This window comes from Metallosphaera sedula DSM 5348 (genome assembly GCF_000016605.1).
In the GTDB taxonomy this organism is placed as follows: Archaea; Thermoproteota; Thermoprotei_A; order Sulfolobales; family Sulfolobaceae; genus Metallosphaera; species Metallosphaera sedula.
On sequence record NC_009440.1, the window covers coordinates 1277432 to 1291437 of the forward strand.

General features: G+C 48.6%; 16 protein-coding genes. 6 read left to right on the forward strand and 10 right to left on the reverse strand.

Annotation, left to right across the window (positions count from 1 at the left end; translation table 11 throughout):
* The first annotated feature begins 11 nt into the window (after nucleotides 1-11).
* Nucleotides 12-608, forward strand: a complete 597-nt coding sequence (locus MSED_RS06585; protein WP_012021244.1) for a hypothetical protein — start codon at nucleotides 12-14, stop codon at nucleotides 606-608.
* A gap of 29 nt (nucleotides 609-637) precedes the next feature.
* Nucleotides 638-2350 (forward strand): prolyl oligopeptidase family serine peptidase, encoded by a 1713-nt coding sequence (locus tag MSED_RS06590; RefSeq protein ID WP_012021245.1) that lies wholly within the window; start codon nucleotides 638-640, stop codon nucleotides 2348-2350.
* On the opposite strand, the gene MSED_RS12360 is transcribed toward MSED_RS06590, so the two are convergent.
* Genes MSED_RS12360 through MSED_RS06600 form a run of 3 tightly spaced genes read right to left on the reverse strand, consistent with a single transcriptional unit; the run spans nucleotide 2342 to nucleotide 4597 of the window.
* Entirely contained in the window at nucleotides 2342-2515 is a 174-nt protein-coding gene (locus MSED_RS12360; RefSeq protein WP_187146780.1) for a hypothetical protein, read from the reverse strand. The genes MSED_RS06590 and MSED_RS12360 overlap by 9 nt on opposite strands.
* The gene (locus MSED_RS06595; RefSeq protein WP_012021246.1) at nucleotides 2515-3591 is read right to left on the reverse strand and encodes a glucose 1-dehydrogenase; all 1077 of its coding nucleotides are present in this window, start codon (nucleotides 3589-3591) and stop codon (nucleotides 2515-2517) included. The genes MSED_RS12360 and MSED_RS06595 overlap by 1 nt, the downstream gene beginning before the upstream one ends.
* A gap of 40 nt (nucleotides 3592-3631) precedes the next feature.
* Entirely contained in the window at nucleotides 3632-4597 is a 966-nt protein-coding gene (locus tag MSED_RS06600; RefSeq protein ID WP_012021247.1) for a radical SAM/SPASM domain-containing protein, read from the reverse strand.
* Nucleotides 4598-4716: 119 nt separating this feature from the next.
* On the opposite strand from MSED_RS06600, the gene MSED_RS06605 reads away from it, so the two are divergent.
* Nucleotides 4717-5898, forward strand: coding sequence for a mandelate racemase/muconate lactonizing enzyme family protein (locus MSED_RS06605; protein ID WP_012021248.1), 1182 nt, complete (start codon nucleotides 4717-4719; stop codon nucleotides 5896-5898).
* 68 nt (nucleotides 5899-5966) lie between these two features.
* Here MSED_RS06605 and MSED_RS06610 read toward each other — a convergent pair whose 3' ends face one another.
* From MSED_RS06610 to MSED_RS06635, 6 genes are all read right to left on the reverse strand, one after another.
* Entirely contained in the window at nucleotides 5967-6590 is a 624-nt protein-coding gene (locus MSED_RS06610) for a PIG-L deacetylase family protein (RefSeq protein ID WP_012021249.1), read from the reverse strand.
* A gap of 34 nt (nucleotides 6591-6624) precedes the next feature.
* Entirely contained in the window at nucleotides 6625-7668 is a 1044-nt protein-coding gene (locus MSED_RS06615; protein ID WP_012021250.1) for a HoxN/HupN/NixA family nickel/cobalt transporter, read from the reverse strand.
* A 92-nt stretch (nucleotides 7669-7760) separates the two neighbouring features.
* Nucleotides 7761-8924, reverse strand: a complete 1164-nt coding sequence (locus MSED_RS06620) for a glycosyltransferase (protein ID WP_012021251.1) — start codon at nucleotides 8922-8924, stop codon at nucleotides 7761-7763.
* Between the two features lie 56 nt (nucleotides 8925-8980).
* On the reverse strand, nucleotides 8981-9370 hold the full coding sequence (locus MSED_RS06625; RefSeq protein ID WP_012021252.1) for a type II toxin-antitoxin system VapC family toxin: 390 nt from the start codon (nucleotides 9368-9370) through the stop codon (nucleotides 8981-8983).
* On the reverse strand, nucleotides 9367-9627 hold the full coding sequence (locus tag MSED_RS06630) for an AbrB/MazE/SpoVT family DNA-binding domain-containing protein (RefSeq protein ID WP_012021253.1): 261 nt from the start codon (nucleotides 9625-9627) through the stop codon (nucleotides 9367-9369). Before MSED_RS06630 ends, MSED_RS06625 begins: the two co-directional genes overlap by 4 nt.
* A gap of 65 nt (nucleotides 9628-9692) precedes the next feature.
* A complete protein-coding gene (locus MSED_RS06635; protein WP_144418844.1) occupies nucleotides 9693-10322 on the reverse strand; it encodes a type 1 glutamine amidotransferase in 630 nt (209 codons plus the stop codon).
* Nucleotides 10323-10547: 225 nt separating this feature from the next.
* Between MSED_RS06635 and MSED_RS06640 the strand changes: the two genes are divergently transcribed.
* The 3 genes from MSED_RS06640 to MSED_RS06650 all read left to right on the forward strand — a co-directional run bounded on the left by MSED_RS06640 (nucleotide 10548) and on the right by MSED_RS06650 (nucleotide 13247).
* Entirely contained in the window at nucleotides 10548-11198 is a 651-nt protein-coding gene (locus tag MSED_RS06640) for a cyclase family protein (protein WP_012021255.1), read from the forward strand.
* Between the two features lies 1 nt (nucleotide 11199).
* A complete protein-coding gene (locus MSED_RS06645) occupies nucleotides 11200-11709 on the forward strand; it encodes an OsmC family protein (RefSeq protein WP_012021256.1) in 510 nt (169 codons plus the stop codon).
* 185 nt (nucleotides 11710-11894) lie between these two features.
* Nucleotides 11895-13247: an APC family permease gene (locus tag MSED_RS06650; RefSeq protein WP_012021257.1), complete on the forward strand. Its 1353-nt coding sequence runs from the start codon at nucleotides 11895-11897 to the stop codon at nucleotides 13245-13247.
* Between the two features lie 14 nt (nucleotides 13248-13261).
* Here the strand turns inward: MSED_RS06650 and MSED_RS06655 are convergent, their stop codons facing one another.
* Nucleotides 13262-13834 carry a hypothetical protein gene (locus tag MSED_RS06655; RefSeq protein WP_012021258.1) on the reverse strand — a complete coding sequence of 191 codons (573 nt, stop codon included), beginning with the start codon at nucleotides 13832-13834 and terminating at the stop codon, nucleotides 13262-13264.
* Nucleotides 13835-14006 lie beyond the last annotated feature (172 nt).

A 14006-nucleotide genomic window follows, 5' to 3' on the forward strand; every position in this document is an offset into this window, starting at 1 on the left:
CACGTAATCTCATGAAGTACGTCCCGAGCTTCAAAAGCCTCAAGGAGACTGAGAACGGATGGGAGCTTCAAGTTTCCTGGATGATCACAGTCACGCTTAGGGTGACCATGCAAAAATCGAGAGATGAGATAACCTATCTCATAAAGAAGACGGAAGGACTAGTGAAGATTAACTCTTATCTCCGCTTCATCATTCTTCCCACCAGGGACAGAACCGTGGTTAGGTTAACCTTCTTCTACAAGGGTCCCTTCGAGAGGGTTGCCAAGAGGCAGACCGAGGAGTTCTATAGGCGGGGCGTAGAGATATTTAAGAGGGATCTAGAGTCCGTACAGGTGGAAAGAAAGGAGGAACGTGGAGCACCGAGTAACGCAAAACTCCTCTTGAACATGAGGACTCTTCTCTCCACACAAATTGGAAAGGATCAGCTGGATGAGGTCCTGGAACAGGCCATGCTGTGGAGCGTGAATTCGCAGGTATTTGTCCTCATCTCCGATGGTTCTAGAAGGGTTGAGTTGAGGTTTAGGAATGGGGACCTAGAGAGCGGTGGTGATCTATCGAGCCTGGGGGATAAAATAACCGTTATAGTGAAGGGAGATAGAGCGGATTAACCAAATTATCCTGTGCCACTATCTGATTTATGGATCCCTTTGAATACATTGAAAACCTAGAAGATCCTAGAACTAAGGCATTCATAGAGGAGGAAACGAGGAACTCCTCTTTCTTTCAGGAGAGGGCAAAACTTCACTATCAGCCCATTCTCGAGAGACTCACCGAGGAAAGGCCCATCACGTTGGTGGGCACGGAAAAGGGAGTGGCAATTTTAGTTAGGTCCAAGAGTGGAGTCCACGCTGAGGTCAACGGGAACATCATCAGGAGTGAGAGGGAACAAGACATCTTCAATTCCCTGGAGAGGGTATGGAACTCAGACCTGGTGAGAATAGGGGTAGGGATAGGAGGATCTGATCAGGGTTACTCGATCCTAGTGAATGAGCAGGGTAAGGTAGTGAGAAGGGTTGAGGGGCTCGTTAACCAGTTTTTCTTCTTAAGGGGCAAGCTGTGTTACGTTAGGGAGTATAGGACAGAGAGCTCACCTGATGGAGTTCCTCCTGCAGTGGAAAGGTTGTTCTGTGGGGAGGAGATGCTCCCCTTTTACCCTGGAAGGGGTGAGTGGATCTCAGTTAAGGCTGAGGGAGATAACCTTCTCCTGGTTAGGGGAATAGGTTGGAGCAAGAAGGTACTCTATCGAGACTTTGAAAAGGTGGATGAAGGCGATATCACCTCCTACGACATGAAGGGAGGAAGGATATATTACGTGAAGGGAAACTCTCTCATGCGTGATGGTGTGGAGTTATTCAAGATTTCAAGACCCACACTGGACATGAAGGTTATGGACGATGGGATTCTGACCCTCGAGATCAGGAATTACAAGACGTCTCTAGTGAAGTACTCAGAGGAGGGGAGGGAGACCTGGAACTACACGACGGACCACATCCTCACCTTCGATACAGTTGGCGATCAGATCTACGTCCTGGAGACATCATTTGACACGTCATACACCATCTCCAGGATAAAGGATCAGAGAGTCGAGGTGCTGAGAAGGGGGAGGGAGGAGAGGCTCACGGTCAAGGAGATTTACGTCCAGGGAGACGTCCTCCTGCACGGGTTCCTCCTAAGTAAGGGAGGTAATAGGGGAGTTGTGGTTTACGGTTACGGTGGGTTCGCGATCCCGCTCCTTCCCAGTTACAATCCTCTATTCCTCGAACTTATGGACTCTGGTTACTCCGTCCTAGTCACAAACCTCAGGGGAGGCTTTGAGAACGGGGAGGAGTGGCACAAGGCGGGGATGCTCAGGAACAAGATGAACGTATTCAAGGATTTCTCGGAGTTCCTACAGACCGTGAAAATGATGGGAGGAAGGACAATAGCCATGGGTGGAAGTAACGGTGGACTGCTGGTGGGAGCTACCCTTAACCTCTACACGTCCCTGGTGGACTGTGGAGTCATAGGTTACCCTGTCCTTGATATGTTGAAATTTCACAAGTACCTCGCTGGTATGTATTGGGTACCCGAGTACGGTGACCCTGAAAAGGACTCCGAGTTCCTCCTTTCCTACAGTCCCTATCACAACCTGAAGAAAGGGCTACCTCCAACCCTAGTGTACACAGGGCTTAATGACGATAGGGTCCATCCCATGCACGCCTTGAAATACGTTGCTAAGTCTAGGGAGATGGGAAACAAGGTTTACCTCTTCGTAAATAGGAGAGCTGGACATAACTTGAGCAGACCGGAGGCAAGTGCCGAGGAGATGTCCACCGTGGTGGCGTTCGTGGAACAGTGTCACTCACTCTGATTCCTTCCAGAACTTTATCATGAAGACGTAGATAAAAAGGGCCCACACTGCAGAGATCACAGTGAGGATTAAACCAACCGCGAAATCCTTTAACGTGAGATACACTCCAAAAATTGTGAGAAAGAGGAGACCTGACACTATGTACAGTAACTCGGTTCTCTCCATTAACTCTCACGAGCAGTCCAGTCTATGACCGTCTTTATCTCCCCCGGGACCTTTTCCTTCAGGACTTGGGGGGCCTCTTCCACGCTGACCCTCTTGGTGATCATCCTTTGGAGGACGCCTGGATACCTGGCCTTCCATTCCACTAGAAGGTTAACTCCAGCCTGGAAATCGGCCTTTGAGGCATTCACGCTCCCAAAGATCAGGATGTTGTTCTCAACCAACATGGTTATCTCCTCTGCAGTTAGCTCATATCTCTCTAGCCCAGTTGTTCCAAAGAGGATCACCGCACCGTTCTTCCTGATTCTAGGAAGTAAGGGGACGACGGCTGAGGGATGCCCAGAGGTGTCCACAATGAGATCTGGCTCAAGGTCCTCATGCTCAGAGGTGTTGAGGAAGGTTGCCCCTATATCTCGAGTTATTTCGCTCTCAACCTGGGATGGGGGCCTCCTGTTCGCCACAATCACGCGGAAGCCCATACTTCTCAGGGCCATGGAGAACAGGAGACCTATGGGTCCACTCCCCAGTACCACAGCTGTTCTGCACGAGTAGGTGGAATCGTCGCACCTCCACCACGACCTCCTCTGAAGATATTCCATCTCTGTGAGGGCCTTCACGACATTTGAGAGAGGCTCCAATAGAACTCCCTCATCTCCTAGTTCCCTTGGAACCCTAACTAGGTACTTTGGGTCCTCTAAGAACTCCTCCCTCATGGTACCGTGAGCTCCCCTTATTCCGATCTCCGTGAATCTTCCGGTTTCACAGAAGTCCTGCCTTCCCAGCATACAGTTTAGGCAGGATCCACAACCCCTCCTGACCACTGGAACAACTAGGTCCCCGGGACTGAACTCTCCATTACCCTTTACCACTTCACCAAGAGTCTCGTGACCCAGGATAAGGAAATCGTATCCCGGTGGAGGCCTTGCGAAGGTAAGCCTTCCCGTGACTAGACCCCTATCTGTTCCACACAGACCGCTGAGTCTAGTCCTGACAACTATCTTCCCGTCCGTGGATTCCCTCAATGTGATGTCCTTAACCTCGACACCCTCATTAGGTGGCCTTACAATAATTGCCTTCATAATAGAAATAGTTCTGGCTCCATTTTAACCCTTGTCTCAATCACGCTCTTCCAGTGAATGCCCACTTACCCATTTCCTTCACGTACTCTGCAAGGTCCCTCAGGCTGTTAAATGACGCTGTCTGGAGGTGAAGGTATTCGTACCTGGCCTCGTCCTCTAGCATTTTCCTCCTGAGCTCATCAGCCCTTCTTGAGGCGAGGAGGTCCTCTAGCCTGTTCCTAGTTAGGTTGCCTATTATCTCGCCGTTGACGTCGTCCGGATAAGGCAGATCGCCGTTAGGGTAAACCGTTATGGCATAACTCGTCAGCTTCTTGGGGAGCTCACCTCCCACTGCACGTATAAATCCCCAGGAGTTGTTCAGAGTTGAACCGTACTTCCTCTTTAGATAGGACAGTACCTCGAAATATTTTTCCCTGTCGGGGGCTAGCTTAACCCTAGAGTCAGGGTAGTCAACTGCGGGCATGAGGAGGATCTTATAACCGCACTCCTTAACCTTTCTCACCTTGTCCTCGAGTTTGTCTATGTTATACCTTGTAACTACTGTCTGAACGTTAACCTTTAGGCCGTATTCCCTGAACTTACAGAGAGTATCAAAGGCCTTCACGTTCCAATGGTATTCGTCAATGGAATAGTGAAGGAAGTCTATCCTATCGGCCAACTTTGAGAGAAAGTCCGGATCATTCAACTTGTATCCGTTCGTAGTTAACATGACGTAAAATGATCCATCGTGGGCGTACTCCAGAAGCTCGAGAATGTCGGGCCTAGTAGTTGGCTCTCCACCCTCAAAGGACAGAACAACCACAGTGGACCTGAGATTATCGATGATCTTCTTCAGCTGTTCCGTGCCTACCTCCTGCAGGGTCCCAGAGTAGTACGACGGATTACAGAAGGTGCACCTTAGATTGCAGTGGGAAGTAACCTTGAAGGTAGCGTAAGCAACGCTGTACCATTTCCCGAGAAGTTGAGTGTTTATGAACCACTTTATTGCCTTAAGGTTCCTATTCAAGGGACCAACCCCCTTTCCTCTAAAAACATGAAAATTATTCTGCTAAGAAGATTTAAAGTCTTATTATTAAGGAGCTAAGGTAGTGGAAAGTATATTATGGATAACTGGGTACTATTTTTATGAAAATCCAAGAAATTACGCCGTTTGTCCTCTCCTCCAAGGAGAGGGGATCTGCAACCTGGGCCTCTACCATGATCGTGGTGAAAGTGACCACAAGTGACGGAATGATAGGTTATGGTGAGGCCGTGCCTACGTTGAGGGTTAAGCCCGTGTTTAGTGCAATCCAACAGGTTAGCAAGGGCTATCTGGGAAAGGAGGTCGAAAGAGTAGAAAGGAATTACCACGAATGGTACAAGCAGGACTTCTATCTCAGCAGATCCTTCGAGTCCGCAACGGCAACCAGCGCGATAGATATTGCGCTCTGGGACCTTGTGGGAAAGGAGTTGGGAGCACCGATTCACAGGCTACTGGGCGGAAAGTTTAGGGACCACGTACCCGTTTACGCGAACGGGTGGTACAAGGACTGTGTTACGCCAGAGGACTTCGCTAGGGAGGCAAAGAACGTGGTTAAGAGGGGGTACAGGGCCATGAAGTTTGATCCCTTTGGACCATACTACGATTGGATTGATGAACATGGATTGAGACAGGCAGAGGAAAGGGTGAAGGCAGTCAGGGAAGCTGTTGGGGAAGAGGTCGAGATCTTGATTGAACATCACGGGAGGTTCAACGCAAACTCGGCTATTGAGATTGCGAAGAGGCTCGAGAAGTACAGACCACTGTTCGCTGAGGAGCCAGTTCACCACGAGGATCTGGAGGGATATAGGAAATACAAAAGACACTCCAACCTAAGGGTGGCAATGGGAGAGAGACTGGTGAGCTTGAAAGAAACTCTGGTTTACTTGAGGGAGGGGCTAGTGGACATCCTACAACCTGACTTGACCAACATCGGTGGAGTTACAGTTGCCAGGAAAGTAGCATCGCTAGCTGAGGCCTTCGACGTTGAAGTTGCCTTCCACAATGCCTTCGGTTCAATACAGAACGCGGTCTCAATCCAGTTGGCGTCGGTTATTCCTAACCTACTCCTGCTGGAGAACTTCTACGACTGGTTCCCACAATGGAAAAGGGATCTCGTGAATAACGGAACTCCAGTTGAGATGGGAAGAGTGAAGGTACCGGATGGACCTGGCATAGGAGTTGAGGTTAACGAGAGGATACTGGAGGAGTTGAAAACCGATCCTGTTGCGCTTGAGGTTGTGGAGGAGCCTGTGTGGGTTGTGGGCGGAACGTGGAAAAACTATTAATTTAAGGAGGGAGTTGGGAGGGTAGGCCTTCTTTCTTTGCCCTGCTCGTTCAGAGGTCTTTACTTCATTCAAGGAGTGGAAGTGTCTCTGAGGTAGAAAGTCTCATATTTGCCAGTCAACCTTTCCAGGATCCTCGTAAGTCCCCCAAGTTGAGACCTGTACTCGTTCAAGGCCTCGACCTTTTTCTCCCTATATTCCTCAATGTTAACCTTCACCCTCTTCCACCTTCTCAGTGGGAGCAATCCTACTTTTCTTGTCCCTATGGGAATCCAGATGAGATAGAACCTTGTCATGACGTTAATTCCCGTTACAATTTTCCCCACGGTTGAATGGTCAGGGTGACCATCGTAGGGAAGTGGAGAATACAGTAACGAGGCGTTCAAGTCCCTCACCACGTCCCTAAGGGCATCCGTCACTTCCTTAACCCTATATTTCACATGCGCGTCCTCAAAGCCCAGGAAGGTTACGTCATTGGGTGTAAGTCCTAGCCTCCTCACTGCCCTATGCAACTCACGCATTCTCATCTCGACGAGCTCCTTGCTCCCCCTCAGCTCTTCTTTAGGGGCTCCGTATCTCCCATCCGTGACCACAATGACGTGAACTTCATCTCCCCTTGTCACATGACGTATAATGGAACCTCCACAACACAAGGTTTCGTCGTCGGGGTGAGGAGCTATAACCAGGACTTTCAACTTCACCCTAAACTTGAAACCAGGAATAAAGGGTTTACCTGCTCATTGACCTGGAGAGTCTGCTCACCCTTACCCTGTAAATCGTCGCAGATAGGCTCCAGACTACCACGAAAACCGAGACTATGAAGACCCCCACATAGCCCCACTCTGCACCTCCATTCACCCAGGCTATCCAACTCCACATCCCACCCTGAAGTCCGAGCTCTGACTGAAGGAGACCCAACAACTCCAGGGATCCAATCACGAACGCCACCATAACTGAGATCACTGTCATGGTGAGGTTGTACCAGATTTTCCTAAGTGGATCTCCGGAGAAGGCCCACCTGTACGCCCCATTCATGAAGAATCCGTCGGTCGAGTCTATGAGAGTCATACCACCGGCAAATAGGGCTGGGAATAGGAGGGCGTACCATGTGGATACTCCACTGAAGAGACCAGATGAGGTCGCGGTGATGGCAAGGAGTGCGGTCTCTGAGGCCGTATCAAACCCTAACCCGAACAGGAAACCTATGGGGTAGAGGTAATACTGATTCTTAATGAGCGAGAATAGCCTTCTGAAGTACCTTCCCATTAACCCTCTCTTCTGTAGCACGTTATCCACCCTCTCCTCGTCTACCTCTCCCCTCATGACACCCTTGTATAGTTGGTATATCTCAAGGGCAACGAAGAAGTTCAGAAACCCCAACAGGTAGAGAACCCCTCCGCTGATCGCGGTTCCGAGGAAGGAACCGAGTTTCTCAAGGCTTGGAATGCTTCCCTCCACCAATCTGGTGCTCAGCACAAGTCCAAACGACAGGAGGAAGACCACGCTGGAGTGACCAAGTGAGAAAAAGGTTCCAACCAGGAGAGAGCTCTTCCCCTCCTGCGTCAGTTTTCTGACCGAGTTGTCTATTGCTGCCAAGTGGTCCGCGTCAACTGCGTGCCTCAATCCCAGGAAGAAAGCCAGTATACCCAGGGAGAAGAACGAGATCGAGGATGATCTCGCCTCCTGTGAAAATTTTACAAGTTCCAGGAAGAGGATTCCAAGTATGGTCAAGTTTAAGGCGTAGAATGCGCCAACCTTCAGCTTGAAATCCATGGGGGTTGGATAGGCTATCCATATTAAAAAGATTTCCTTCGGAGGCGCAATCTAGCTATTAGCGATATCCTTTCACGTAAGTCCCCTCCGGTCTAGAAAATTCCGTTAATCGAGAACGTCCTGGCCATTCTATTAATTGAGGCGAGTTCAGCGAGGGCTACCTTGTCCCAGGAGGAATACATCTCAGGGACGTTAACCTCACTCCTCTCCTGCTTCAGGCACAGGGAGGCCATACCGCTTAAGTTGTCCTCCTCCACGGTGTGAACGCCCTTAACACCGCGATATATCTCCCTGATTGCGGGTGTATCATAAGCTATTACGGAAGTGTTCAGGGCCAACGATTCCAACACCACAAGGGAGAAGCTGTCGTAGTGCGAGGGATAAAGCGTGAACTGGGCCCCAGCCACGACCTTGTACAAATCCTCCCCACTCCTGAAGCCCAGGTACTCCACGTTAACGTTAAGTCTGCGGACGAGCCTGGTAAACTCCTCCCGGTCATCCTCGCTCAGGAACTGTCCCATCACGTAAAGCCTCATGTCCCTATGCTCGTTTACCCTCTTCCAGATTAGGGGGACGTCAAAGAGTCCCTTCTCGGGAATTAACCTGGTGAAGTAGACTGCGTAATCCTCCTTCTCCCTCCTCACCTTGCTCACCTCTGGATCTATGGCATTCCCCGGGGTCGTGACGTCATATGGGATCATCTGATCTAGGCCTGAATAAGTTAAGGGAATCCTGCTCACGGAAATGGCGAAGTTCAACTTTCCCGCCCTAATCAGGGATAGCCAGGTTCTCTCCTCCTCCTTGGACTCCTGAACTGCCCTCTGAAACCTGGTGAGGGCTCTCCCTGTTGACCCCCTGAACTTGATCCTGAAGAGGGTCGAGAGATCCCTATAGAAGGGTTCCAGTTGCAGTTGAACGCCGACGGGGGAATTGGTCAGGGTCGAGGCTAACTCCACGTTTTCACCAGAGTTACTATACACGAGGGCGAGATCGTATTTACCTGGTCTCAGGAGTTTAAGGAACTCCTCCAGTGAGTTTGCATCCCTTAACGCATCGAGGGAGACGGTAGCCTTCAAGTCCTTCAGTAAGGAGATCAACTCATCCCTATGCCCGCTTAAGGCGAGCCTCACATTCCTCAATGAGGGAACTATATCCACCTCGAGGTAGGAGGGTAACCTCCTCATAATTTCCAGGTTTCTCTTGTACCCACCACTATGCTCCACGAGGCCGAAGTCCACCACTGCGAGAACTCTCAAGACTAGGAATAAGTTGGGTACAAGGTATTAAATCAATGTCGTGAAAGTCCTGGAGCTCACTTTATCCAGATCCTCTCTATTTCCTTGATCTTCTCGAAGTCGGAGTCCTCGGTGAGAATCTTCTTTATGGAGTTGTTGAGCATTACTGCCACGTGAAACGCGTCTGAGGGATAGAGGGAATACCTAGTGATGAGCTCCTTGCTAACCTGGTACTCCCTCAGGGAGATCGGAAATACCACTACGTAAGGTAAGACTAGCTCGTCCAGAAATCGCAATGTGTCGCCGAAATTCACGCCATACTTCTTCCTCGAGACGTAGATCACCTCGTCTAGGACCAGGGGGTCAACGCCCATACTCTCATTGGAAAGTATCCTGAGGTAGAAGCTCTTGACCGGGTCAACTCCCAGGTTTAGGTACACCAAGAAGTTTGCATCCAAGAATATCAATCGTCAAACTCCTCCTCCAACACGACGCCCTTTAAATCTCCAAGGCTGGCCCTTCTTGCATACGCGATCCTTCTCTCGTGTTCCTCAAACTTCCTCTCCACCTCCTCCAGATCAACTTTCCTTTCCTTTTCCAGGACTATCTTGCCATTCTCTACCCTGAGTTCCAGGAAGTCGCCCTCATTGATGCCGAGCAGGTCTCTGACGTTCTTGGGGATTATCATGTAACCCTTCTTTCCTACCTCTACCCTAAGAGTCAATCCGGCTTCACTATGGTTTAACTGGCTAAACCAACTAAAAAATGTTGACTAAAAGTGTCTGGGTCTCATCTAAGCCACCACTCCACCAGGTAACTCGCGATTCTTAGGAGACTGTTTTGCCTTATCTCGACCTCCTTCACCCAATCCTGATTGCCACCGTATTCCCTGATCCATTCCTCTACCATTTTTCCGTCCACCTCCACATGAAATTGAAGACCAAGGGCATGACTGAATGAGAATGCTTGAAAATACTTCTCACTGTAGGCTAGAAGCTCAGATCCTTCGGGGAGAGAGAACGTATCACCGTGCCACTGAAATACCTCAACCTCGCCTAGGTTTGCAAGTTTCCCCATGAACTTGACCTTACCTATACCCAGTTCTGGACCGAAGGCTCCCTTCACAACCTTACCCCCAAGCGCATAGGAGAGGAGTTGCGCCCCTAAGCAGATTCCTAGGACCCTCTTATCCTCTGCTATTGCTTTTTGGATTAGATCAACCTCCCTCCTGAGATGTGGATATTTCTCCATCTCGTACACGCCCATGGGTCCTCCGAGGACGATGAGCCCTTCGAATTCCTCCTTTCCCGTTAGGTCCTCAGCGCTTACCGTCAGGGTACGTATTCCCTTGGAATCTAGTACTTGCTTCAGCGTACCCAATCCCTCGATAGGGTAATTTTGAATCACAAGAAACATGATCTCTAAAAGTACTTTGGGTTTAATATCCTCCTCCCTCATGACTTTGAATTGTTTTCAAATAGAGCTTCAGGAGTGGATGTCATGGCTAAACAGTAGAATCCGAATCCTAGCTGTCCAAGGTAAGCTACCTGATTCCTTAGGCAGTGATACCCAAACTTCAACCTAACAAATCTCAACTTGAACTATTGCGTTTTGCTTTTTAGGATATGCGATCAATATAATATTATGAGTCCCAAGAAAATTTATGACCTGTCCGTAACCCTCCAGCCTTACATGCCCATCTGGCCCACCAATCCAATGGTGGAGATAAAACCTGTGGGCATAATGAGCAGAGACGGATATAACGTCGAGACCATATCCTTTGCCACTCACACTGGAACTCACATAGACGCTCCCTATCACTTCGACGAGTATGGAGTTACTGTAGACAAGATTGACCTCCACGTACTAGTGAACAAGGGATACTGTATTTCACCCAAGACCAAGGGAAAGGAGATCACGGCAGAGGCACTGAAGGAAGTGTGGAAGCCTGAGTATGACGGGAAGACCATCCTAATCAGGACAGGATGGGATAAAAAGAGGGCCTTTACAAAGGAATTCCTCTACGATTTTCCTGGACTCTCCCTAGATGGGGCGGAGTTTATCATTTCCCATGGCGTCAAACTTGTGGGCATAGATACCCTGGGCATTGAGCCCTATGATCACACCGATTTCAGGGTTCATAAGAAGCTACTCAGTAGTGGCATCGTGGTAATAGAGGACCTAGCCAATCTAGATCAGCTAGAACCTGGGAAGGAATACCTTATCGTCGCGCTCCCAATCAAGGTAGGAAGGGGAAGCGGGGCGATGGCCAGGGTAATAGCAATGGAGGAGTAACATGAGAATCAACAACATAGACCAAGATGCGCTTCAGACCTTGAGGGAAAGGGGATCCAGGGAAGGATCAATTCCCATGGAGAGGCATATAGAGGGAGAGTTTAGACTAGAAGGCTCCCCTATGTTTGTTGCCGAAATGAAGACCGAAACCACAAAGGTAATAGTAACGGCTGACGAACCCAAGATCCTTGGCGGACAGGGAGTTCACGGAACACCCTTAAGCTACGTTCTATTCGGAGTCATGGCGTGCTTCGCCTCAACTCTCGCCTTAGAAGCCTCACAGGCTGGAATAGTTATGGAGAGGCTCAACGTGAGGGGACACATATACTATGATCTCGCTCCTGTGGTCACGGATAAGGAGGGCCCCATAATAAAGAAACTGGTCCTTGAGGTGATCAGCGATAAGGATCTTTCAAAGGTTTTAGAGAGGGCTGAGAGAAAATGCCCTGCTCTCTTCCTAGTGAAGAATCCGATCCCAGTGGAGGTTAGGCAAACAGGGGGCACTCGATAAGCTCAACGCCCCCTCATATTTCTTCTCGATAATTTCTGGCACGTTTATACCTGAAATTCTTCTAAGACGGGTTTTAATCTTGGATTTAAACCTATCGTAGAGTGCTACGCAGAACCTTGCCTGTCTAAATTTTGTTCATTTCTACCCTGAAATGCTTAAATACTCCACAGATTTCTTAGGTGTAAATGAGCAAGAAAGAACTTGCAAAGGGATCTGTTTCATATAGAGAAGTAGTGGCTCAAGGAGTGGGTGGAGCGGCCCCGGCAATGGCCAGCCTAGTGACGCTAACAGGGGCTGCAGCCTACGCCTATGGTTCTTTCCCGCTAGCTGTACTTTTAGCAACGGTAGCGGTACTCCTTGATGCTACTAGGTTATCCATTACAAGTAGATACGTTCAAAGTGCTAGAGGGATTTACGCATTCATCTCAGAAGGTTTGGGAAAGAAAGTTGGTTATTTTGTGGGTTGGGCTTACGTTCTCTACGCTCTTACGGCTCTAGTTTTTATCTACCTCTCCATAGGAGTATTTCTGCCAGGTGCATTGCAGGTACTTGGGATTAATACTCCGGGATGGATATGGGCTCCCCTAGTCGTGGCCGTCGCGCTATTTGGAGGAATCCTCTCCTACCTTGGAATAAGACCATCCCTCAAATTTACGCTCACCATGAGCATCCTTGAAATAGCGTTCATTCTGGGAACTTCCCTCTTAATCTTCACTAAGGTGTCGCCAGATCCTGCCACCTTTACTCTCAAGTACGCCCCACCGCCATCCGCATTCAACGTCGGAGTAGGCATGGCTTTCGTGTTCCTGGCCTTCGCGGGATATGAGACTACCTCAGTCCTAGGAGAGGAGGCTGTGGACCCTAAGAACACCATAACTAAGGGTGTCTTCACCAGTGCCTTGCTCGTGGGGATTACCTACCTTATGGCCAGCGAAGCCTTCACTGTGGGTTGGGGGGTCAACGACATGTCATCCTTCTTTAGCCAACTTGTTCCAGGCATCGTCCTGGGAATGAGATATGGAGGTTTCGTCCTGGCAGTTATCCTAACGATTCTGCTCATAAACAGCGGACTAACAGACTCTGTAACTTTCTTCAACACAGTATCCAGGGTGGTCTACGCCATGGCTAGGGACGGCGTCCTAGATAAGAGATTGGAGGGAATACATGATAACAACAGAACTCCCCACGTAGCCATCCTCTTCTCCCTTGCCTTCTCTCTTCTATACACTCTCATCTTCTCAGCAGCGATAGGGCCAGCTAACGTTTTCTTATCAGTTGGTATCACCACAACGTTCGGTTTCCTGATTGCCATATTTACTGCAAACATTAGTCTATTATTCATCTTAAGAAGGTTTAGCGCACTTAACGTGTGGAACGTTCTTCTCACGGTGATCATAAATGCGATTCTAGGATTCGTAATATTTGCCAACATAGTTACAACTGCAGTCAATTCCTTCGTTCTCATTGGAGTTGCTACATTCGCCGGCTGGATGATAATCGGGGCAATTTATTATTGGTTGAGAAAAGTAAGAGTATAAAAATTCTTTTTAGACTAAAGGGGAAGCGTCCATCCCAACGCAAAAGTGGTTATTGCAGCGAAAGTTAGATACATTAACCACACTGCAGTAATTAGATGGAACGCTCCCTTAATTCTGATCCATAATCTGGAACCGGTTAGACTTGCAGGTATATCGGAGATGTACACCAGCGTCAGAAGGGTGAAAAGTATGCCTACAGAAACATCACCAACATCATAGAATACTAACGCACCGATTATGGAAAGCCACAGGAAGGCTATGGCCATGTAGCCATCTATTCTCGTATCTCCTCCGAAATGCTTGTTTAGTCCCATGGCGAACCAATGAACTCCATAAGCTGTGAACGCTACAGCTGCCATGTAAATCGCGTTAGTCGTTGATACATGGAAAACAGTTATGTAAGTCCACAATATCAATCCAGTAAGGAATTGCATGAAACCTGGCATCCATAGTCCCCACTGTCCAAGACCTTTGTTCAGTGATTCCGAACTGCTGGGAAAGTTTGTCACTTCCCATCCTCCATAAACAAAATAGCCCGTACCAAGACCAAAAAATCCTACAGCTATTGGTAATAGGGGTAGAGCCATATTTATCCTAGTCGAAAAATTACAGATATTTCTTTTATAAAATTTTCCAGTAATTGCTCAATTAATACATTTACAAATATTAAAATCGACCTCCTAAGATACTTTTTATTAAATTAAAAGTCATACAAGTTTGATAAATTATTGAGTTTATTTTGAGTTTAGTCATTAAAAA

Coding starts and splice junctions, on each gene's coding strand:
- MSED_RS06585 (WP_012021244.1), top strand. CDS start 12: ATGAAGTACGTCCCGAGCTTCAAAAGCCTCAAGGAGACTGAGAACGGA.
- MSED_RS06590 (WP_012021245.1), top strand. CDS start 638: ATGGATCCCTTTGAATACATTGAAAACCTAGAAGATCCTAGAACTAAG.
- MSED_RS12360 (WP_187146780.1), bottom strand. CDS start 2,515: ATGGAGAGAACCGAGTTACTGTACATAGTGTCAGGTCTCCTCTTTCTC.
- MSED_RS06595 (WP_012021246.1), bottom strand. CDS start 3,591: ATGAAGGCAATTATTGTAAGGCCACCTAATGAGGGTGTCGAGGTTAAG.
- MSED_RS06605 (WP_012021248.1), top strand. CDS start 4,717: ATGAAAATCCAAGAAATTACGCCGTTTGTCCTCTCCTCCAAGGAGAGG.
- MSED_RS06615 (WP_012021250.1), bottom strand. CDS start 7,668: ATGGATTTCAAGCTGAAGGTTGGCGCATTCTACGCCTTAAACTTGACC.
- MSED_RS06640 (WP_012021255.1), top strand. CDS start 10,548: ATGAGTCCCAAGAAAATTTATGACCTGTCCGTAACCCTCCAGCCTTAC.
- MSED_RS06645 (WP_012021256.1), top strand. CDS start 11,200: ATGAGAATCAACAACATAGACCAAGATGCGCTTCAGACCTTGAGGGAA.
- MSED_RS06650 (WP_012021257.1), top strand. CDS start 11,895: ATGAGCAAGAAAGAACTTGCAAAGGGATCTGTTTCATATAGAGAAGTA.
- MSED_RS06655 (WP_012021258.1), bottom strand. CDS start 13,834: ATGGCTCTACCCCTATTACCAATAGCTGTAGGATTTTTTGGTCTTGGT.